The 19,122-nt window shown below is 72.1% G+C and carries 19 protein-coding genes; 11 read left to right on the top strand and 8 right to left on the bottom strand.

Annotation, left to right across the window (positions count from 1 at the left end; all coding sequences use genetic code 11):
* Nucleotides 1-14 precede the first annotated feature (14 nt).
* From ACFPK1_RS00840 to ACFPK1_RS00850, 3 genes are all read right to left on the bottom strand, one after another.
* The gene (locus ACFPK1_RS00840) at nt 15-926 is read right to left on the bottom strand and encodes a hypothetical protein (RefSeq protein WP_378019001.1); all 912 of its coding nucleotides are present in this window, start codon (nt 924-926) and stop codon (nt 15-17) included.
* 149 nt (nt 927-1,075) lie between these two features.
* Nucleotides 1,076-1,300 (bottom strand): heavy-metal-associated domain-containing protein, encoded by a 225-nt coding sequence (locus ACFPK1_RS00845; protein WP_378019002.1) that lies wholly within the window; start codon nt 1,298-1,300, stop codon nt 1,076-1,078.
* A 131-nt stretch (nt 1,301-1,431) separates the two neighbouring features.
* Nucleotides 1,432-1,713, bottom strand: a complete 282-nt coding sequence (locus tag ACFPK1_RS00850; RefSeq protein WP_378019003.1) for a metal-sensitive transcriptional regulator — start codon at nt 1,711-1,713, stop codon at nt 1,432-1,434.
* 250 nt (nt 1,714-1,963) lie between these two features.
* Here ACFPK1_RS00850 and ACFPK1_RS00855 point away from each other — a divergent pair, with 250 nt between their 5' ends.
* From ACFPK1_RS00855 to ACFPK1_RS00890, 8 genes are read left to right on the top strand one after another with little or no spacing between them, the layout of a single operon-like run.
* Nucleotides 1,964-2,314, top strand: coding sequence for an NADH-quinone oxidoreductase subunit A (locus ACFPK1_RS00855; protein ID WP_378019004.1), 351 nt, complete (start codon nt 1,964-1,966; stop codon nt 2,312-2,314).
* Complete coding sequence (locus tag ACFPK1_RS00860) at nt 2,305-3,444, top strand: hypothetical protein (protein ID WP_378019005.1); 1,140 nt, start codon at nt 2,305-2,307, stop codon at nt 3,442-3,444. Before ACFPK1_RS00855 ends, ACFPK1_RS00860 begins: the two co-directional genes overlap by 10 nt.
* Entirely contained in the window at nt 3,441-4,382 is a 942-nt protein-coding gene (locus ACFPK1_RS00865; RefSeq protein ID WP_378019006.1) for an NADH-quinone oxidoreductase subunit H, read from the top strand. Before ACFPK1_RS00860 ends, ACFPK1_RS00865 begins: the two co-directional genes overlap by 4 nt.
* Nucleotides 4,383-4,384: 2 nt before the next feature.
* Nucleotides 4,385-4,945, top strand: a complete 561-nt coding sequence (locus tag ACFPK1_RS00870) for an NADH-quinone oxidoreductase subunit J (protein WP_378019007.1) — start codon at nt 4,385-4,387, stop codon at nt 4,943-4,945.
* Nucleotides 4,942-5,247 carry an NADH-quinone oxidoreductase subunit NuoK gene (locus ACFPK1_RS00875; protein WP_378019008.1) on the top strand — a complete coding sequence of 102 codons (306 nt, stop codon included), beginning with the start codon at nt 4,942-4,944 and terminating at the stop codon, nt 5,245-5,247. Before ACFPK1_RS00870 ends, ACFPK1_RS00875 begins: the two co-directional genes overlap by 4 nt.
* A gap of 1 nt (nt 5,248) precedes the next feature.
* Nucleotides 5,249-7,063 (top strand): NADH-quinone oxidoreductase subunit 5 family protein, encoded by a 1,815-nt coding sequence (locus ACFPK1_RS00880; RefSeq protein WP_378019009.1) that lies wholly within the window; start codon nt 5,249-5,251, stop codon nt 7,061-7,063.
* Between the two features lie 2 nt (nt 7,064-7,065).
* Entirely contained in the window at nt 7,066-8,571 is a 1,506-nt protein-coding gene (locus ACFPK1_RS00885; RefSeq protein ID WP_378019010.1) for a complex I subunit 4 family protein, read from the top strand.
* Nucleotides 8,572-8,614: 43 nt separating this feature from the next.
* Nucleotides 8,615-10,036 (top strand): NADH-quinone oxidoreductase subunit N, encoded by a 1,422-nt coding sequence (locus tag ACFPK1_RS00890; RefSeq protein WP_378019011.1) that lies wholly within the window; start codon nt 8,615-8,617, stop codon nt 10,034-10,036.
* A gap of 19 nt (nt 10,037-10,055) precedes the next feature.
* Here ACFPK1_RS00890 and fdxA read toward each other — a convergent pair whose 3' ends face one another.
* Entirely contained in the window at nt 10,056-10,373 is a 318-nt protein-coding gene (gene fdxA, locus ACFPK1_RS00895) for a ferredoxin (protein WP_378019012.1), read from the bottom strand.
* The gene (locus ACFPK1_RS00900; protein WP_378019013.1) at nt 10,370-10,969 is read right to left on the bottom strand and encodes a TetR/AcrR family transcriptional regulator; all 600 of its coding nucleotides are present in this window, start codon (nt 10,967-10,969) and stop codon (nt 10,370-10,372) included. The genes fdxA and ACFPK1_RS00900 overlap by 4 nt, the downstream gene beginning before the upstream one ends.
* 327 nt (nt 10,970-11,296) lie before the next feature.
* Between ACFPK1_RS00900 and ACFPK1_RS00905 the strand changes: the two genes are divergently transcribed.
* Nucleotides 11,297-11,779, top strand: a complete 483-nt coding sequence (locus ACFPK1_RS00905; protein ID WP_378019014.1) for a DUF2269 domain-containing protein — start codon at nt 11,297-11,299, stop codon at nt 11,777-11,779.
* Here the strand turns inward: ACFPK1_RS00905 and ACFPK1_RS00910 are convergent.
* Nucleotides 11,769-12,374, bottom strand: a complete 606-nt coding sequence (locus tag ACFPK1_RS00910) for a class I SAM-dependent methyltransferase (RefSeq protein WP_378019015.1) — start codon at nt 12,372-12,374, stop codon at nt 11,769-11,771. The genes ACFPK1_RS00905 and ACFPK1_RS00910 overlap by 11 nt on opposite strands.
* A gap of 54 nt (nt 12,375-12,428) precedes the next feature.
* On the opposite strand from ACFPK1_RS00910, the gene ACFPK1_RS00915 reads away from it, so the two are divergent.
* Together ACFPK1_RS00915 and ACFPK1_RS00920 are read left to right on the top strand one after the other, a co-directional pair.
* The gene (locus ACFPK1_RS00915; protein ID WP_378019016.1) at nt 12,429-12,980 is read left to right on the top strand and encodes a TetR/AcrR family transcriptional regulator; all 552 of its coding nucleotides are present in this window, start codon (nt 12,429-12,431) and stop codon (nt 12,978-12,980) included.
* A 96-nt stretch (nt 12,981-13,076) separates the two neighbouring features.
* The gene (locus tag ACFPK1_RS00920) at nt 13,077-13,499 is read left to right on the top strand and encodes a hypothetical protein (RefSeq protein ID WP_378019017.1); all 423 of its coding nucleotides are present in this window, start codon (nt 13,077-13,079) and stop codon (nt 13,497-13,499) included.
* 9 nt (nt 13,500-13,508) lie between these two features.
* Here the strand turns inward: ACFPK1_RS00920 and mobF are convergent, their stop codons facing one another.
* Both mobF and ACFPK1_RS00930 read right to left on the bottom strand, forming a co-directional pair.
* Nucleotides 13,509-17,987: a MobF family relaxase gene (gene mobF, locus ACFPK1_RS00925; protein ID WP_378019018.1), complete on the bottom strand. Its 4,479-nt coding sequence runs from the start codon at nt 17,985-17,987 to the stop codon at nt 13,509-13,511.
* Nucleotides 17,988-18,264: 277 nt separating this feature from the next.
* Entirely contained in the window at nt 18,265-19,122 is an 858-nt protein-coding gene (locus ACFPK1_RS00930) for a hypothetical protein (RefSeq protein ID WP_378019019.1), read from the bottom strand.

The raw sequence follows: 19,122 nt of genomic DNA on the forward strand, positions 1-19,122 counted from the left end.
TCGACGGACGGTGATCAGTGGCCATGCGGTGCGCTCGATTCGCTGTGTCCGCTCGTGGCGCTGACCGGCGTCCCCGGGTTGGACGCGGCGACGACGGTGAACTCGGCGGTGCGAACGACGCCCTGGTGGGCGAAGTCGAGGTAGAGCCTGTACGGCCCGGCCGAGGGCACCTCGGCGAGGAAGTCGATCGCCGGTCCTGCTGGGGTGCGCCCGTCGCCGGGGCTGCCGGTGGGGTGCACATGCAGGTAGGCGAGGTCGCCGGTCCGCAGTGCGACGAGGTGGCCGTACGCGGCGAGGTAGGGCTGCAGGTCGGTCACGGGCGCTCCGTTCCGCGAGACCGACAGGGTCACGGGGCTCGCGGTGCCGGGGACGAGGGCGCCCGTGAGGGTCACCGTGTAGCCGTCCGCGGTGGTGGCCGTGGTGGACGGAGGCGGCAGGGGCACCGGGCGGTAGTCGCCGGCGACCGCGATGTCGCGCCCGAGGGTCATCGCCTCGCTGCGCCCATCTGGCGCGAAGTCCGCGAAGACTCGGTGGTCTCCGGCGGCGAGAGCCGTCGTGGTGCGCCAGGTGCCGTCCGGGTCCATGACCGGGTGGAGGTGCTGGAAGCCGCTCTGGTCGCGTCGCACCAGGATCAGGTGCATTGGCTTGTCGTGGGTCGGGGTGAATGCCGTGACCGGCGTACCGCCCGGACTCAGGACGCGGAAGGCCAGCTCGCCGGGGCTCCCGGCCTGCGTCGGCGCGGCGAGGACGTCGAGCGTGTAGCCGTCCTGGGAGACGGCGAGGCCGCTGGCGCCCGTTGCCGCGGTCGGGCCGCTGGCGATGGCTGGCCCCTGTGCAGGTGCAGGGACGGGTGGCGGCGCCGCCGCGGGGACCGGCGTGGGTCCTGCGAACGCGGCGACGGTCGCACCCGCGGCGAGTGCGAGCACGAGCGCGAGCGCGAAGCCGACGAGACGGACAGCGGGGCGATCGAGCCGTGAGCGCCGCGAGGGACGCGCCGAGGTTCGCCTCTCGAGGGGATCGGCGGGGCGGTCCGCCCGGGGCTTCGTCCTCTCCGTCCTCTCCGTGCTCGTGGTGCTCACGACGTCGCTCCCGAGTCCTCGAGCTGGTACCCGGCCTCCTCCACCGCGGCCCGGACCGCGGCGTCGTCGAGGTGGCTCTCGGAGGTGACGACCACGCGACCGCCGGCGAGGTCGACGTCGACGTCCGAGACGCCCGGCACCTCGCCGACCTCCTCGCGCACGGACGCGACGCAGTGGTCGCAGCTCATGCCGGTGACGGTGTAGGTGTTCGTCTGGCTCATGGGTCGTCTCCGTTCTCGTCGGCCGTTGGGTGGCGGCCGGGTGGATCGATGTGCGCCGACGTCCAAGGGAAGCGGCCGGCGGTGCAGGGCAGCCGGGGAGGCGCGAGCAGCGCCGCGTCTCGCTGAGGCGATCAGGACTTCACGAGTCGCGCGATCGCCGCGCTGGCTTCGGAGATCTTGTCGCTCGCCACGTCGCCGCCCTGGGCTGCCGCCTCGGCCACGCAGTGAACGAGGTGGTCGTCGAGCAGGCCGAGCGCGACGTTCTCGAGCGCGCTGGTCACGGCGGAGACCTGGGTCAGGATGTCGATGCAGTACTTGTCCTCGTCGACCATCTTGGCGATCCCGCGCACCTGACCCTCGATGCGACGCAGCCGCTTCAGGTAGGCGTCCTTCTCCGCGGCGTATCCGTTCATCGCCGACTCCTCTCGACGTATCCGACGATACCCCCCGGGGGTAGCCTGTCAAGCGACGGCATCAGGAGCTGCACCTCGGGGGGCGCCTCCCGGCGCGTATCCGCAGCTCAGATGCACCTACCTCCCTTGAGAGCGCGGAGAGCTTCGCCCTCGACGAGCTCGAGACGCTTGCGTCCGATACCCCTACCCCCTATGTTCGCCGCATTGCACGTACCCCCTAGGGGTATGTACGGGACGAGAGGAGGCCGCTGTGGATGAGCTCATGCCGACCCTGGCGCTGCTGGCCGTCGGCGTCCTGCTGGTCGCCGGACTGCGCTCCCTGGCGCGCGCCGTCAGCGTCGCACCGCCGCTCACGGGCGTGATGCCGCACGCCGGTGGCCTGCCGCCGGTCGAGCACCCGCTCTCGCGGTTCCACGTGCGCTGGTACGTCGTGACGATGGTCTTCCTGGCCTTCGACATGGAAATGATCTTCATGTACCCCTGGACGCTGGTCGTCGCCCGCATGGGTCCGGCGTCCGTGGTCGAGATGTTCGGTTTCCTCACGCTCCTCATGGCCGGGGTGCTCTACGCCTGGCGCGAGGGGGCGCTCCGATGGACTTGAGACGAGCGCTCCTCCGGATCGCGGCCGGACGCCCCCACGTCCTCGTCGTCGGCGCCGTCGGCACCGACCACCTCCGAGCGCGCGTGGAGGAGGAGCTGGGCCGACGTGGCTGGCCGATCGCGATCGCACCGGCGGACGCGGACGTCCTCGTCGTCGTCGGGTCGCCCGGCACGGAGCTCGAGTCGGTCATCGACGACGTGTGGCTCGGCGTGCCCGCTCCTCGCGCCCGGGTGCGGATCACGAGGGACGAGGACGTCGTCAGCGCGTTCGACGGCGCGGTCGCGGTGTTGGGCGACCTCGCCGGGCAGCGCTCCCGAGCACCGAGGGACGGCGCGGCCGCGGAGCACTCCGGTGCAGCCCGTGCCGGGCAGGAGGACGAGGCGGGAAGCCACGCCGGACACGACGGCGACGCCGGCTCCGACCCGGGCGAGGACGACACCGGCCACGGTGAGCACGGGGAGCACGGCGGGGGGCATCACCACCACGGCGGCGGCATGGAGCTGCCCGGTGGGCTGACGATGGCCGATCTGGGCGACGACCGCGACGGTCTCGCGCTCGACCGGCTGCACGTCGCGCTGGGTCCCGTGCTGCCGGAGTGGCCGAGCGGGCTGGTTGTCGATGTGACCCTGCAGGGCGACGTCATCCAGGAGGCCGACTCGCGTTTCCTCGACGCCGACGATCACGAGGCCGACGACGTGCCCGACGCAGCTCGGGCCCTGACGTCGACGGCACGGGTCCTCGCCCTCGCCGGCTGGGCCGGCCCCGCCGCACGGGCTCGCGACCTGCGGGACGCGGTGCTCTTCGGCGAGGACGAGGACCCCGCGCAGGTGCTCGGCGAGCTGGACGCCCTGCGCAGGCGCGTCCACCGGTCGCGGCTCCTGCGCTGGATGCTCAGGTCCTCCGGCGTCGGCGAGAGCGAGGTCATGGCCTCGCTCGACGACAAGCTGCTGTCCGCTCGGGCCGCCATGTCCGGGTCCGTCGCCGAGCCGACGGCCGTCGTCGACCTCCGCGCGCTGGACGCCCGGCTCGCCGGCGCGGAGTTCGCCGCGGCCAGGCTGATCGTCGCGAGCGCGGGCCCACGTCCTCGGCCGGCCCTGACGCCACCGGCCGACCGGAAGGGCGCGTCGTGAGCGCCGCGCTGCCGACCGAGTGGGTGGTCCTGCTGCCGGTCGTCCTGCTCGCCGTCACCTACGTCGTGGTCGCGGCCGATGCGGTCGCGGCTGGGAGGGCGGCGGGACGCCCGGTGCCGTGGGCCGTCGCCATCGCGACCCCGGGACGTGAGGCCGTCCGCCTCCTCATCGGACAGCGCCGTCGCGGTGTGGCCGGCGACGAGCTGCTACGCGGCATGGGTGGCGCCGTCCTCCCGATCGCCGCACTGCTTGCTGCCGCGGTCCTCCCGCTCGGTTCCCGCCCCGTCGCCGATCTGTCCATCGGTGTCGTGTGGTTCAACGCGATGGAGGTCCTCGCGTGGGCCGCGGTCTGGCTGGTCGGGTGGGGCGCGAACAGCACCCTGTCGTTGATCGGCGGCTACCGGTTCGTGGCGCAGGGCCTGGCCTACGAGCTCCCGCACATGTTCGCGCTGATCACGGCAGCCGTCGGGGCGCAGAGCCTCCGCGTCGTCGATGTGGTCGACGCCCAGCAGGGGTTGTGGTTCGTCGTGATCATGCCGGTGGCGTTCGTGGCCTTCCTGCTGGGTGCGGCCGCGATGGCCTTCTGGGGCCCCTTTGACTCTCCGGTCGGCCGCGACGTCGCCGGCGGGGCGGCCGGAGAGCTCGCCGGGGTCGACCGCCTCGTGTTCACCGCCGGTCGGTGGCTGCTGCTGGTCGCCTCCTCGGCGATGGCGGTGCCCCTCTTCCTCGGCGGTGGGAACGGTCCCTGGCTGCCGGCCTGGGCCTGGGTGCTGGTCAAGACCCTCGCCGTGCTGGGGGCGGTCGTCGCCCTGCGACACCGGGTCCCGACGATCCGCATGGAGCGGTGGACCGAGTTCTCCTGGGTCGTCCTCGTCCCGGCGACGATCGCCCAGGCCCTCGTCGTCACCCTCATCGTCGTCGCCGAAGGGGGCATCTGACGATGACCACCACGCTGTTCGTGCTGCTCTCGGCCACGGCGGTCGTCGCGGGCGCGCTCGTCTTCCGTGTCGACTCCATGGCGCGCGCGACGTTCCTGCTGCTGGTGTCGTTCCTCGCCGTCGCCGGGCTCGTGCTGATGACCGGCCTGCACTACCTGGGCCTGGTCATCGTGCTCATGATGATCATCGAAATGGTCATCATGGCCGTCTTCATGATCATGTACATGATGAACCCGGCCGGCCTCATGCCCATGTCGATGTTCCACAACACCCGGGGGGCCGCGGCCATCTCGGCGGCCGTGTTCGTCGCCCTCACCTCCGGAGCGCTGCTGGTCGACTGGCCGCCGCGCGGCGGAGCCGCCGCCCCCGACCTGACGTTCGCGCTCGGGGAGGCCCTGATGAGCGGACAGATGCTGACGATGATGACGCTCGGGGTGACCCTGTTCGCCACGATCGTCGCCACCGTCGTGCTGGCCACCGGACGGGGCCGGTACGACCGGCTCGGCGACGACCTCGACGCGCGGGCCTCCGACGACCGCGACCGAGGCGGTGTCGGGCGATGAACCTCCAGGCGTTCCTCGTGGTGGCGTCGGCGCTGCTGGCGGTCGGGCTGTTCGGCGCCCTGACCCAGCAATCGATCGTCATGCTCATGATGGGCCTCGAGCTGATGCTCAACGGCGTCATCCTGGGCGCGGCCGCGTTCTGGTATTTCCTGGCGCCCGGCGGTACCGAGGGCCAGGTCCTCATCGTCGTCGTGGTCACGGCGATGGCCATCGAGATGGCGGCCGGGTTCGCGGTCACGACGGCGATCTACCGCGCGAAGCGCATCGACATGACCGACGACGCCGCGGAGCTGCGAGGCTGACATGAGCGCTCTCCTCTTGGCCCTCCTCGCGGTCCCCCTCGCCGGCGGTCTCGCCCTGCTGGTGGTCCGGCCACGTCGCGGCGCCGTCGCGGCGGGACTCGTCAGCGCCTCGGGGACGGTCGCGCTCGCCGTCGTGTCCGCGGTGCAGCGCCCCACCGCCCGCCTCCCCCTGTTCGACGGCATCGCCGCCGGCTTCGCCGTCGACGAGCTCGCGGCGGTCATGGTCGTGCTCGTCGCGGTCGCCCTGCTGGCGGTGCTGGCGTTCGCCGCGGGCGAGCCGTCGCTGGGGACAGGTCGCTTCGTCGGTCTCATGCTCGTCTTCGCGGGCGCCATGCTCGGCACCGTCACCGCGACGACCCTGCCAGCGCTCCTCGCGGCGTGGGAGGTGATGGGCGCGGTGAGCTGGGCGCTCATCGCGCACCACGTCCGCGACCGGGCCGCGGCCCGCGGCGCGACGACCGCGTTCCTCACCACCCGCACCGCCGATCTCGGTCTGTACCTCGCGGCCGGCGCGATGCTCGCCGGCGGAGCATCGACCCTCGCCCTCGATGCTCTGCCCACAGTGGCCGGCGGTTGGGGGGACCTCGCGGTCGCCGGCATCGTGGTCGCGGCGCTCGGCAAGTCCGCGCAGCTGCCGTTCAGCTTCTGGCTCTCGGGCGCCATGCACGGTCCGAGCCCTGTGTCGGCGCTCCTGCACTCCGCGACGATGGTCGCCGCCGGGGCCTACCTCCTCCTGCGGACGGCCCCGGCCCTCGCCGCGACCGGGTGGGCTACGACGCTGGTGGCCTGGGTCGGCGCGGGTACCGCTCTGATGCTCGGGCTCGTCGCCCTCGCGCAGGACGACCTCAAGCAGCTGCTCGCCGCCTCGACCTCGGCCCAGATCGGATTCATGGTGCTCGCCGCGGGGGTCGGAGCGGTGCCCGGCGGCGTCCTCCAGACCGTCGCCCACGCCGCGACGAAGAGCCTGCTCTTCCTCGTGGCCGGCGCCTGGCTGGTGCGGATCGGCACGCGTCGACTCGACGGTCTCCGTGGGGCGGCGCGGCGCCACCCGGTGCTCGGCGCGGCCTTCACCGTCGGGGCGCTGGCTCTCGCCGGTGTACCGCCGACCGGGCTGTGGGTCAGCAAGGACGCCGTCCTCGCAGGTGCACTCACCGGTGGTCCCGCCCTCTACCTCGTCGGCCTGGCCGCCGGTCTCGTGTCGGCGGGCTACGCGGCCAAGGCCCTGTGGTTCGTCTGGCGCCCCACCCCGCCCGCCACCGAAGACGCTGCGGTCGGTCGCGCCGGCAGCCGGGTGCAAGGCGGGGTGGCGGTCGCGCTCGCCCTCTCCGCCGCAGCTGCCGGCCTGCTCGCTCTGGGTCCGCAGGTGCTCCGGCCCGATCCCCCGCCGACCGGCCCCGAGCTGCTCGTCTCCGGTGCGGTCGCCGTCGTCGGCGTCCTCGTCACCTGGCGCGTGGCGGGCCGGCTACCGGCGCCGGCCCTTCTCCGCTCGTGGCTGTGGCTCGAGCGGGTCGCTGTCGCGATCGTGGTCCGGCCGACCCTCCGGCTCGCCGCCGCGCTCGCTCGGGTGGACGACGCCCTGCACCACCACGTCGTGCTCGGTGCCGGCCGCGCCGGGATGCGGGCCGCCGAGACTGTCGACCGTCGGGTGGAACGTGGCCTAGATCGGGGCGTCGACGACCTCGCCGCCGGCGCTCGGGCGCTCGGACGCGCCGCCCGCCGCCCGCAGACCGGCCAGCTGCACCAGTACTACGCCCAGGCCGCCGTCGGGTTCGGCGTGCTGGCCGCCCTCACCGTATTGCTGATCGGGGTGAGCTGATCGTGCTCTCGATCCTCGTCTTCCTGCCCGTCCTGGTCGCGCTCGCCCTCGCAGCGCTCCCGGCCTCCAGTGATCCACGGCGCTACACGGTTCCGTGGGTGATGACCGGCCTCGCGCAGCTCGCGCTGGTCACGGTCTTGTGGCTCCAGCTGCCCACCGTCGGCTACGGGTTCGTCGAACAGGTCGCCTGGATCCCGAGCGCGGGCATCTCGTACCACCTGGGCGTCGACGGGCTCTCGCTCCCCCTCGTGGCGATGACCGTCGTCGTGTTCACCGCCGCGGCGATCTACTCGCTCCGCGAGGGCCGACGTCCCAAGTCCTACGTGCTGCTGTTCCTCGCGCTCCAGACCGTGAGCGTCGGGGTCTTCGTCGCGCTCGACCTGATCCTGTTCTTCCTCTTCTTCGACCTCTCGATCGTGTTCATGTACTTCGTCATCGCCGGCTGGGGTCACGGCGCACGTGCGCGCTCGGCGGCGCTGACGTTCTTCCTGTACACGTTCCTGGGCTCGCTCGCGCTGCTGCTCGGCTTCATCCTTCTCTACCTCGCCGCGACGCCCCACACCTTCGACATCCCTGCGCTCGCTGCGCAGAACCCGCTGGCCGCCGGAGGCCCCATTGCCGGGGCGGCGCTGCTGGCCATCGGTCTCGGGCTCGCGGTGAAGACCCCGCTCGTGCCGTTCCACACCTGGCTGCCGCCGGCCCACACTGAGGCCCCGGCCGCAGGCTCAGCGGTGCTGGCCGGTGTGCTGCTCAAGATGGGGACCTACGGGTTCGTCCGCATCGCGATGCCCCTGCTGCCGGCCTCGTGGCGACAGTTCGCCGACGTGGTCGTGGTGCTGGGCGTGGTGTCGGTGATCTACGGCGCGGTCGTCGCGCTCGCCCAGACCGACCTCAAGCGGATGATCGCCTACACCTCGGTGAACCACATGGGCTACATCCTGCTCGGCGTCGGCGCCGCCGGTCTGGTGGCCGAGAGCGACACCCAGGCTCGACAGCTCGCCACGACCGGCGCCGTCACCCAGATGGTGTCCCACGGCTTGATCACCGGTGCGCTGTTCCTGCTGGCCGGGAGCCTGCACGACCGTGGCCGCACCTACGACATGGGTGCCTACGGCGGGCTGGCGGCTCGCACGCCGCGGTTTGCCGGACTGTTCGCGGTCGCCGCGTTCGCCTCGCTGGGCCTGCCCGGCTTCTCCGGCTTCATCGCCGAGTTCCAGATCTTCACGGGTGCGCTGGCGGCAACGCCGATCGCGACCGCCATCGCGGTCGTCGGCATCCTCGTCACCGCCGGGCTGTTCCTCCTCGCGCTCTCGCGGATGCTGCTCGGCGAGCTGCGCTACCCGGATGCTCCCGGCACACCACGTCCGTTCCCGGACCTCCGTGCTCGCGAGCTCGCCGCGGTCGTGCCGCTGCTGCTGCTCGCCACGGTGATCGGGCTGGCGCCGCGTCTCCTCCTCGACGTCGTCGAGCCGGCCTCGCGCATCGTCAACGAGCTGGTGGCCCGATGACCCCCGCACCGGCACCGTCACCGCGCCCGCGCCGGGAGCAGCCATGGTGATGATGAACGAGGACCCCACGACCCTGGTCCCCGAGCTGGCGCTGCTCTTCGGTGCCGTACTCGCCCTGCTGGTGGGGGCCTGGACGCCACGACGCCGACAGGGTCGCGTCCGCGTGCTCGCGCTGGTCGCCGTCGGTGTCGGCCTGGTCGGCACGGTCGTCGCCGCCACGAAGCCGCCGAGCAGCACGTTCGACACCTACGTCCTCGACACGACGACCCACGCCGTGCGGGCGACCATCCTCGTCGCGGTCGCCCTGATCCTCTGGTTCTCGCGCGACGCGGTGGCGGCCCACCCGCGCGAGAGCGAGTTCACCGCGCTCGTCCTGCTCGGTGGCCTCGGAGCGGCCCTCATGGCCGGGGCCAGCGATCTGCTGTTGCTGTTCGCGGCGTTCCTGCTGGCCAGCGTCCCGCTCTACGCCCTATCCGGATGGGCCAAGACGGGCGCCACCACCGAGGCCGCCCTGAAGTACTACCTCTCCGGCGCCTTCGCCGGGGTCACCATGATCAGCGGGACGACCCTGCTCTACGGAGCGACCGGCACGACCAGCTACGACATGCTGCCCGAGGGACTCATGACCGGAGCAGCAATACCGGCCGCGGTCGGCCTCGTCGCCCTGCTGGCGGGCCTGGCGTTCAAGGCCGGCGCTGTCCCCGCACACTTCTGGGTCCCCGACGTCACCGACGGCACACCGCCACCGGTCGCCGCGGTCCTGACGACGATCCCCAAGATCGGAGCGCTCGCCGCGATGTGGCGGCTGCTCGCCACGGCGGTACCGGAAGCGGTGGTGCCCTGGCCATTGATTGTCGCGGTCCTGGCCGCCCTCAGCATGACCCTGGGCAACCTCGCCGCGTTCGCCCAGACCTCCGTCCTGCGGCTGCTGGCCTACTCCACGGTCTCCCAGGTCGGGTACCTGCTGGTCATCGTCGCCGTCGGGGCTCGGACGCCGGACGCCCTGCCCGCACTGCTCTTCTACCTCGCCGCCTACGCCGTCACCAACGTCGGAGCTTTCGCCGTGGTCGCGGCACATCCCGCGCGCACCATCGAGGACTTCCGCGGGCTCGGGCGCCGCCGCCCCCTGCTCGCCATCGCGCTCGTCGTCTGCCTGCTCGGCCTGGTCGGGACCCCACCCACCGCCGTGTTCGTCGGCAAGCTCACCGCCTTCACGGCCGCCTTCGACGGTGGAATGGCCTGGCTCGCGGTCCTCGCCGCGGCCAACACCGTCGCCTCGCTCTTCTACTACCTGCGCTGGATCACCCCGCTGTTCCGGGACGAGCAGCCGTCGGAGCCCTCGGACGACAGCGACAAGGCGGGCGAGTCGCGCACCGCAGCTCGGGGTGCTGTCGTCGCCGCGGCCGTCTCGCTCGCCCTCGGGGTCGCCGCCGGCGTCGTCCTGCCGCTCGTCGCCGCGGGATGACAGCTCTCGCCGACGTGGATCAGGCGGAGGGCGGCGCCGCCGCGACCTCGGGGTGGTCGTGACCGACCACCCCGACGCGGGCCGCGCCTCCGGGAGCGCCGAGCTCGTCGAAGAACTCGACATTGATCCTGGTGAAGTGCGACCACGCGTCGGGCACGTCGTCCTCGTAGAAGATGGCCTCGACCGGGCACACCGGCTCGCAGGCACCACAGTCGACGCACTCGTCGGGCTGGATGTAGAGCATGCGGGAGCCCTCGTAGATGCAGTCGACCGGGCATTCCTCGATGCACGAGCGATCCGTGACGTCGATGCAGGGCTCAGCGATCACGTAGGTCACGAGGACCTTCTCCTTCGCGTCCGTCCCTCGACGCCGAGGCCGGCGAGGACGAGCTCGACCAGGTGACGCACCGATTGTTCCGTGGTCGCGCCCGCGGCGGCACCGAGCGCGTGACAGCAATATCTGGCGAGCTCCGAGACCGCGATGTCCGTGCGAACCTCACCGGCATCAGCCGCCGCGGACAGCACGCGACGGAACAGGTCCTGCAGTTGCCGTTGGGGGCCGTCGATCTGCTCGGGTCGGTGCAGCATCGTGGCGAGCTCGGCCTCGTGACGACGGCGCCGGTGGACGATGCTCCCGTAGGCCTCGAGCACGGCCGCGAGTCGGTCGACCGGCGCGCCCGGCCCCTCGCCGAGAGTCGCGAGCTCCTCGAGGTGCGCGGTCACGTGTTGGTCGTGCCAGGCGTTGAGGATCGACTCCACGTCGTGGAAGTACTTGTACAGCGTCGCGCGCCCGATGCCCGCGGTCTCGGCAATGCGCGCCATCGTGACCGACCGCAGCCCGTCTTCGACCGCCAGCGACCACGCCGCATCCATGATCGCCTGACGGACCGCCTGACGATGCGTCTCGATCGTCTCGTCCCACAGCCGCGGCACCGGCCAAACCTACAACTTGTGGCTACCGGTAGACAGGGCGTCGCACCGTAGACACCCTGTATTGATAAGCTTCGGCGTGGAGGTCGACATGGGCGAGGGCACCGGGCAAGGACCACGGGACGATGTTGCGGGCGTCCCTCCTGCGTCCGGGCGGCCCGGCGTACCCCGCTGGGTGAAGGTGTTCGTCGTCGTCGCAGCTGTGGTGGCGCTGCTGGTCATCGCGCTGATGCTCTTGAGCGGTGGCACCCACGGCCCTGGGCGCCACCTGTCGGGTCAGGGAGCGAGTCCCGCGAGCACGTCGATCGAGTCGGCAGTACTCGTGATGCCATGATCTCCGGTCGGGGAGCACGCAGGGCCCTGCTGACGATCCATCTGGTCTTCTCCCTCGGATGGATCGGCGCCGCCCTCGCCTACCTCGCCCTCGCGATCGCCGCGGGCACGAGCGGCGATCCCGGCTCTGTCCGAGGAGCTTGGTCGGCCATGGAGCTGACCGGCTGGGTGGTGATCGTGCCGCTGGCCCTGGGAGCTCTCGCTACTGGCCTGGCCGTCTCCCTCCTCAGCCCGTGGGGCCTTCTACGGCACTACTGGGTCCTGATCAGCCTCGTACTCACCGCGCTCTCCGCCACAGTCACGGTGCTCCACATGCCGGACGTGAGCTCCATGGCCGAGATGGCCCGGGCCGCGGACGACGACGAGCTTCTCCTGCTCGGCGGGGACGCCTTCCACCCCGCGGCCGGACTGGTCGTGCTCGTCGTCATCACGGTGCTGAACGTCTACAAGCCCCGCGGTCGAACCGGGCTCACGTGGTGAGCACGAGGACCTGGCCTCGGCCGCCGGCGACGGGTTCGTGCCGCACCGCCCGCAGCCCGGCTCGAGCGATGTCGGTCTCGAGCGCGCCGTCGAGCAGGTCCGAGACGGTGGGCGAGGGCTCGATGACGGCCAGGACCCGCCGCCACAGGGCCGCCCGTCGACGCCCGGGCGGGAGCGCCCAGTCGAGCACTCCGACCCGACCACCGACCGCGAGCGCGGACGCCGCACGTCGCAGCAGTCGGACCCGCGCCTCCGCGTCGAAGTTGTGCAGCACGAACGACAGCACGACGCGGTCGAAGTCCCCGCCGACGTCCGCATCGAGGACGTCGCCCTCGACCAACGTCGCCGCCGGCGCCCGACGACGCGCGCCCTCCAGCATGGACGGCATCCCGTCAACGGCGACGACCGAGGCCCCGGCCTCGAGGAGGAGAGCCGTCATCTGGCCGGTCCCAGCACCGAGGTCGAGGACATGGTGCCCGTGCTCGACTTCGAGGGTGTCGGGGAGCCGCTGACGCACGCGCCGGCTTCCTCCGGACGACCAGAACAGTGCGGCGTTCAGGGCGTCGTAGCGACGGGCGAGCGACATGGCGGGCATGGCTACAGAATCTGAGGATTGCTCAGATCGGGCAACTCGCCTTCTACTTGATCGGTGGCCAGCCGGCGGAGCCCTGTCCAAGCGCGGTCCAAGCGGACCGTGGAGCGGATACTCGACGCGGCTGCTCACGTCTTCGGGGAGCGCGGCTACGCAGCCACGACCAACCACATCGCCGAGCGGGCTGGCCTCTCGATCGGATCGCTCTACCAGTACTTCCCCGACAAGGACGCGATGATGGCGGCCCTCTACGACCGCCACCTCGACCGCGTGGCCAGTCACCTGGTCGGTCGCGGCCCGGACCAAGATGACGAATCGTGGGTGCGGTGGCTCGTCGCCGAGCTGATCACGGTCAACACTCAGCCCGAGGCAAGCGTCCTGTGGCAGACCTCGCGAACGGTCCCTGCCATGCGCGCCCGACTGGAGGCTCTCGTCGACGCTCTGGTCGCCGACGCCGGCACCGCGCTCGGCATCCGGAGTCCCCTGCGGTCCCGCGCCGTCATCGTCACCGCCCTCGCCACCGTGCACGAGATCGCGCTGCCGACACCCACCCCCGTTCGACGACGCGTGGCCGTGGACGCCGTCCTCGCCGTCGCCACGCATCCGTGAGAGTCGCTGCGTGGTCCGAAGTCGAGCTGCGCTTCCCGGGCGTACTCGAGACGCTGGTGCTTCCGCCTGTCGGGCCCGGATGTCACCGTGTCGAGCATGGAGGTGACCGACGCGGACGTGGCCGCCATGCCGGCGCGGAACGTTCGCGTGCCTCTCAGTGATTTCGTCGCGGTCTGGCGAGCGGCGTCTGACCGGGACCACGACGACGCGTCTCGTGGTGGCGAGGGTTGGTACGCGGCAGCCGTCGCGACGACGTGCCGATGGCTCGCGACAGCACCATCACGGCTCCAGATCGGACTCGCGGACAGCACACCAGCGCCTGCGACACGGCGGACGGCGATGGCCTACGAGGAGCTGATCGAGGCCGAGTTCCTCGCCGCTGAGCGGCTCGAGGAGCTGCGCCCAGACCTCGCGCGATCTCGTCCCGGCTGGTGCGAGGGCGTACGGGCGACGTTGCGTTGGGCGTGGCGGCGACAGGGTCCGCCCCCGCTCGACCTCGAGATCGCGGCCGAGGTGTGACGCAGCGCTTCACGCGTCGACATCGTCCAGGTCGTCGACGGTCTCGCGGCCGAGGCCGCCGAGAGGCTCGATCGCGTCATCGCGGGTCTCGACCTCCGAGTCACGGGCCTGCCAGTGCGTGAGCTGCTCTGCGCGGTGTTCGGCTTCCTCTCTGGCGTCGGCCTCTTCGCGAGCACGGATCTCAGCGAGCGCGCGATTCGCCTTCTCAACGGCTGCCGACGTCTCGTCGGCAGTGGGCACGCGCACATGGTCTTCACCGACGGGGTCCGGCTCCGCGGCCGCCACCTCTCGGATGTCGGGGCTGATCGGCTCGACCTCGACCTGAAAGCTCGCGTCACCACGGTTCTCATCCTCGTGGTCCGCATGGTGACGGCCCTCGTTGCCCGGGTCCGTGTCGTCGCGGTCCACATCCTTCAGCTCGTGCTGGTGAAGGTCGAACGGACGGTCCGTGACATCGTCCTCGGTGACGTCGCGGTGGACCTCCTCGTCAGCGACGGCCGCGCGATGCGCAGCAAGCCATTCTGTGGCGGTGGTGCGTTCCTCGGGTTCATCGTCGGCGTGACGCGCGGCGAGTTCGGCCTTGGCTCGTTCGGCGGCGGCTCGGGTGCCGGCGGTGTGGGCGAGCCAGCGGGAGCGGGCGTCGTCGAGCTCGCCTAGTTCGGCGGCGCGCCCTTCGAGGGTGTGCGCGAGTGTGGCGGTCTGTTCCGCTTCGGCGCGGAGCCGCACCTGGTCGTCGAGGTCGGTGGCGGCGTCCGTCTCGGCCCGGCGTAGCTGTGCGTCCTCTCGGGCGCGAGTCGCGGCCTGGTGGGTGCCGGACAGCTCGTTGGCGACGTAGCGGGGCGCCCAGGTGGCTTCGCGCTCGTGGGCGCGGATACGAACGCGGAGCTGGCCATCGGAGAGCTCGAGCTCCTCGCGGTCAATCTCCGGGCGGCCGAGGGCGCGCCAGGCCGCCCGGTAGGCGGCATGGGCCTCGACCTTGCCGGGCCCGGGAGCGGGGCCGAGGGCGTCCTCGTCCTCGTCGTGGCCGCTGAGCTCCCGCCAGGCGGCAACGGACCTGGCTCGGTCCTGCCACTGGTCGCGCTCGGCGAGCGACTCGGGCACCGGTCCCAGCGCTTCGGTGAGCCAGCGAGGCGGCTCAGCTGCGAGCTGGCCGCCGAGTTCGGCGCTGCGTCGGTCGGCGGCGTCGGCCAGGGAGGACAGGTAGCGGTCCCAGTCGGCACGGCCGGTGGCCGGGGTCCAGTCGGCCCAGGTCCGACCTTCGGGGTCGTAGGTGTGGGCGTCGCGCATGCGGCCGTGGATGACGTTGGTGAGGTTGCGGGCGCCGTCGAGGGGCCGGTCGGTGACCGCGTCACGCAGGACCGTCTCGGCGTCGTGGCCAGCGATCTCGGCGCGGCGCAGGATGCGGGTGAGCGAGACGGCCCCGTCCTCGGCGGCAAGCCGGGCGCGGTCGTGGGCGGAGATCGTGCCGTCCGCGGCGAGCTCGTCGAGCCAGCGCCCAGTGCGCTCGGTGGCCGCGAGGTGGGCGGCATCAGCGAAGAGCTCGCCCGCGGTGCGGCTGCTGTCGTGCTCGGTCGCGGACTCGGTGGCCGTGGCGAGGGCGGAGGCGGACTCTGCGCTGTCGTCCCGGTTGATGATCCCGGCCAGTACAGCCAGCGGGTCGCGGTGCAGGGAGTGGCTCGTGGCTGAGCCGTCGGCGGGGTCGGCCGGCCCGGTCGTGGTGGTGACGTGGAGGGTGTTGGACTCGCGCCCTCGTGTGGATCCGACGTAGGTGGCGGCGCGGCTGGTGCCGGGGGTGACCACGAGGTGTCCGGTGTCGACGTTGAGACCCTGGGTGGCGTGGACGGTGCCGGCGTAGGCGAGCGACACGTCGTTAGCGACATAGTCGCCGGGCAGGACCAGCCGGTCCCCGAGGACCTCGACGCCTTCCTCGTCCCGGCCGTTCACGGGAGCGACGGTCAGCGAGCCGTCCTCGCCGACGGTGGTGACGCGGTAGGTCTCCCGGTTGACCGGGCCGCGACGGTTGCCTTCGTGTCCGGTGAGCTCCCAGCCGTTGCGGCGCGCGGCGACGAGGTCCCCGACGCCGGCGTAATTGCCGTCCCGCCCGAGCGAGACCCCGCCCTCCTTGACGTGGCCGAGGCGTATGAGCTCGGCGCGCAGGGTCGCGGAGAGGCGGTCGGCCTGGTCGTTGGTGTCGACCACGAGCACGGACCGGCGCCCGGCGAGGGTGTCGGCCAGCCATGCCCTACTGGCGGAGGCCTCGGCGTCGTCGAGGGTGCCGGCGTCGATGAGCCGCCCGTGGCGGTGGTAGTCGCGCAGCACGGTCTCGTCACCGTCGCGCAGCCTCAGCGAGGCAGGCCCTTCCCAGTCCTCGTGGAAGCGGCGGGTCTCGGTGAGCTCGTAGCGGGCGCCTGCGTGGGCCAGCAGGTCCATCGCCCCGCCCGCGCCGACGGCAGCGAGCTGGCGGTGGTCGCCGACCAGGAGAAGCTTGGCGTCGGCGGCCTCAACGTGCTCGTAGATGGCGGCCAGTGCCGTGGTGTCTGCCATGGCGGACTCGTCGACCACGACCAGGTCGCCGGATCGCAGCCGCCACGTCGCGGCGTCGTCGATCTGGGCGCCCACGGCGAGGCGGTCCTGGGTGTCGAGCCATCGCTTCACGTTGCGGGCGTCGATGCCCTCGTCGGTGAGGACCCCGGTGGCGATCTGGCTGGTGGCCAACCCGAATACCCGCCCGGCACCGGCGCCTCGCAGCTGCGGGTCGGACCACGCCTTGGCGATGCTGCCGACGACGAAGCTCTTCCCGGTGCCGGCGGGCCCGACGAGGGTCTCGATCCTCGCTCCCGAGGTGAGGACCCCGCGGACGGCGGCGGCCTGGTCGACCCCGAGCTCGACTCCGGAGCCGCCGAGTTGAGCCAGGAATCGATCGGCGAACTGGGTCGGGGCCGCCGTGGCGTCGCCGCGGCGGGCGGCGGCGGTCAGGACGCGTTCGGTGTGGACGTGCTCGGGAGTGGCGTAGAGCTTCGCGCCGGGCGCGTCGTAGGCCGAGCGCCCGTTGGCCAGTCGTAGTTCCTCGGGCAGGGCGTCATCGCCGGGCCGGGCGGCGTCGAGCGGGGTGGCGAGGTCGACGCCTTCGTCGGTGAGCCAGTCCAGCAGGCCGGCGACGTCGTCGCCGTTGGTCAGCCCAAGGGTGTCGGGCAGGGCGTCGTTGATCGCGCGCGTGAGGTCGGCGCGGGTCCAGGCGGCCTTGCGGGTCTGCACATCGGCCAGTGCGGTCTCGAGGACCTCCGTCGGTGACCATTCGCCGGCAGCGGGAGGGTCCTCGTCCCGGGCGGCGAGGGCGTCCTCGGCGACCGAGCGCAGGCCGCCGGCGACCTCGTCGCGCAGCTGGGCGTCGACCCGGTCGAGGAACTGGGTGCGGGTCTCGCCCTCGTGGGACTTCGCCTTGCGAGTGGCCATGGTGGCCTGACGGGAGAGACGGTCCCGCTCGAGGCCGTTGACCTCACGGTCGTGGTGGGCCTCGAACTCGGCGATGAGCTCGGCGGCCTTCTCGGTGACCGCGCGGCGCCGAGACGAGAACAGGTCGGTGACCGTGTCGTCGATGCCGACGACCTCGCGCGCCTTCCCGTCCGGGCGCATCGCCAACCGCAGCCCGAGCGCGCGGGCGAGGTGCTCCTCCGTGGTGCGCTCACCGACGGCGGCCGCGGCAGGCCGGAACTTGTGGATCGCGCGGGAGTCCAGGGTGCGCCACTCGTCGTCCTCGTCGCCCGGGGCGCGGTTGAGGATCGGGTTGTGGATGTGCAGCTGCGGATCGTGGTCACGCGAGTCGTGCTGGAAAAACGACGCCACCACCCAGCCGTGCGCGTCGACCCACCGGCCGGCGGCGCCACCGTGATGCCCGACCCGCGCGTAGCCGGCCTTGTCCTGCAGGTAGGACAGATCAGCGTTGTTGCCCGCCCAGATGGCGTACTCGACGGCTCGGCGGTACTCGCCCCACGCCGCTGCCGTGTCCTCGTCGCCGGCGTCGCGGGCTGTGACTTCCTCGGCCTCGAACGCTGTATGCAGCACGGTCACGCTCTTCTGAACGCTGAACGTGGCATCCAGGAAGGCGACGTTGTGGCGGGCCTGCTTGCCCGCCTCGACCTGTAGCTCAGCACGGCGTTCCGCCGAGGCGTCGGGCTCGCGTTCAAGCGCTGCGGCGTACAACTCGTCCTCGGACGCGTACCGGCGCCCGGTGTGGCCGAGCGTCGGGACCCCGTCCCAGCGCTTCGGGTCTGAGAACCCTTCCTGGCGGGGGTCGAGGAAGCGCTCGTAGATCCCGCGCATGTCCTGGGCGTCGACGAGCCCGCGCAGGCCGAGCTTCTCGGCGCCGGCGCCCCACCAGCGACCTGGCGGTTCGCCGTCGGTGACCGCGCCGGTGTAGTAGGACTCGCGGCCGGTCGCGACCTCGTTGAGGAGGTAGTCGGGCGAGTATCCGGAGGAGACGCTCAGCATTCGGACGACCTCGGCGAGGTCGTCAGCGGTGGCTCTGCGAGCAGGTGGGGCGCGCGCGGTCGTTCCGGCCGGCCGCAGGCCGGCCCGGACCCACGGATCGTGATGCCTAGGTGTGCGTCTTCTGATCTTTCCCTTGATCTTTTCGTTCGGGTGTCTTGTTGGTCGTGTCGTGTCGTCTGTTCGGTGTAGTGATCGGTGTCGGGAAGTGGTCCTGGTTCTTGGTCCTCGTCGTGGCTCTGGTTCGTCCTCGTGGTCGTGGTGATCGGCTGTCGGGTGGTCATGGTTGGGCCTCGTCGTCGGGGTCGGGGTCGGTGGTGGTGATCAGGTGCAGGGGCATCGGTCGGTCGCGGAGGGCTTTGAGCGCGGCGGCAGCGGTGCCGCGGGAGACCTCGGCGGCGGTCTCGAGCTCGGAGACGGTCGGCCAGGCGCCGTGCCGTTGGGCGTGGCGCGACGCGGCCGCTTCGGCCCTGTCGCGGGCCGGCGAGGCGGCCGATCGTGAGCGCGGGGGGTCGGCCGGGCCGTCCTCCGGGGCGTCGTCGCCGGCTGCTCCGGTAGCGCTGTTCGGAGACGGCTCTGTAACCGTCGGCAGGCGCTCGGGCTGAACGCGCGGGGTGGTGAACGGTTCGGTCTGAACGAACGTGGACTGAACGACCGTCGGGTCATCGCGCGCTGGCTGCGGCTGAACGACGAGCCGCCGGTCCCCCGGAGCGGCCGACGCGAGGAGATAGAGCAGGTGCGCGACCACGGCCGCCGCGACGGCCGGCCACGCGCCGACCCCGAAGCGCAACGCAGGTGCGACCTCGACGGTGGGGCCGCCGGCGAGGTAGGCGGCCTGGGCGAGCCCGGAGAGGCCCGCGGCGATCACCACCACGGCCCAGGCGTAGCGAGCTGCGCCCTCCCGCAGCCGCGCGGTGGCGCCGTAGGCGACCAGCGCCAGGCCGTCGGTGATCAGCGGGTAGAGCCACGCGATCCCGGTCGGCACCCGAGCTGCGACGGCGACCTCGAACAGACCGTGGGCAGTGGCGATGGCGGCGCCGAGCGCGACCGCCAGTCCCGGTAGCCAGAGCAGCGCGCCCTTTCCGCTCCCACCTCCTCGGCCTGCTCCGGTCGGTGCGCTCGGTGCGGTCTCGGCCAT

It is taken from the genome of Actinomycetospora rhizophila (genome assembly GCF_042657905.1).
Lineage (GTDB): Bacteria > Actinomycetota > Actinomycetes > Mycobacteriales > Pseudonocardiaceae > Actinomycetospora > Actinomycetospora rhizophila.

Excerpts from the sequence above, each read along its gene's own strand:
- ACFPK1_RS00910 (WP_378019015.1), bottom strand. The coding sequence starts at position 12,374 with ATGCCCGCCATGTCGCTCGCCCGTCGCTACGACGCCCTGAACGCCGCA.
- ACFPK1_RS00870 (WP_378019007.1), top strand. The coding sequence starts at position 4,385 with ATGACCACCACGCTGTTCGTGCTGCTCTCGGCCACGGCGGTCGTCGCG.
- ACFPK1_RS00930 (WP_378019019.1), bottom strand. The coding sequence starts at position 19,122 with ATGGCCGAGACCGCACCGAGCGCACCGACCGGAGCAGGCCGAGGAGGT.
- ACFPK1_RS00905 (WP_378019014.1), top strand. The coding sequence starts at position 11,297 with ATGATCTCCGGTCGGGGAGCACGCAGGGCCCTGCTGACGATCCATCTG.
- mobF (WP_378019018.1), bottom strand. The coding sequence starts at position 17,987 with ATGCTGAGCGTCTCCTCCGGATACTCGCCCGACTACCTCCTCAACGAG.
- ACFPK1_RS00845 (WP_378019002.1), bottom strand. The coding sequence starts at position 1,300 with ATGAGCCAGACGAACACCTACACCGTCACCGGCATGAGCTGCGACCAC.
- ACFPK1_RS00850 (WP_378019003.1), bottom strand. The coding sequence starts at position 1,713 with ATGAACGGATACGCCGCGGAGAAGGACGCCTACCTGAAGCGGCTGCGT.
- ACFPK1_RS00860 (WP_378019005.1), top strand. The coding sequence starts at position 2,305 with ATGGACTTGAGACGAGCGCTCCTCCGGATCGCGGCCGGACGCCCCCAC.
- ACFPK1_RS00875 (WP_378019008.1), top strand. The coding sequence starts at position 4,942 with ATGAACCTCCAGGCGTTCCTCGTGGTGGCGTCGGCGCTGCTGGCGGTC.
- ACFPK1_RS00920 (WP_378019017.1), top strand. The coding sequence starts at position 13,077 with ATGGAGGTGACCGACGCGGACGTGGCCGCCATGCCGGCGCGGAACGTT.
- ACFPK1_RS00880 (WP_378019009.1), top strand. The coding sequence starts at position 5,249 with ATGAGCGCTCTCCTCTTGGCCCTCCTCGCGGTCCCCCTCGCCGGCGGT.
- ACFPK1_RS00890 (WP_378019011.1), top strand. The coding sequence starts at position 8,615 with ATGGTGATGATGAACGAGGACCCCACGACCCTGGTCCCCGAGCTGGCG.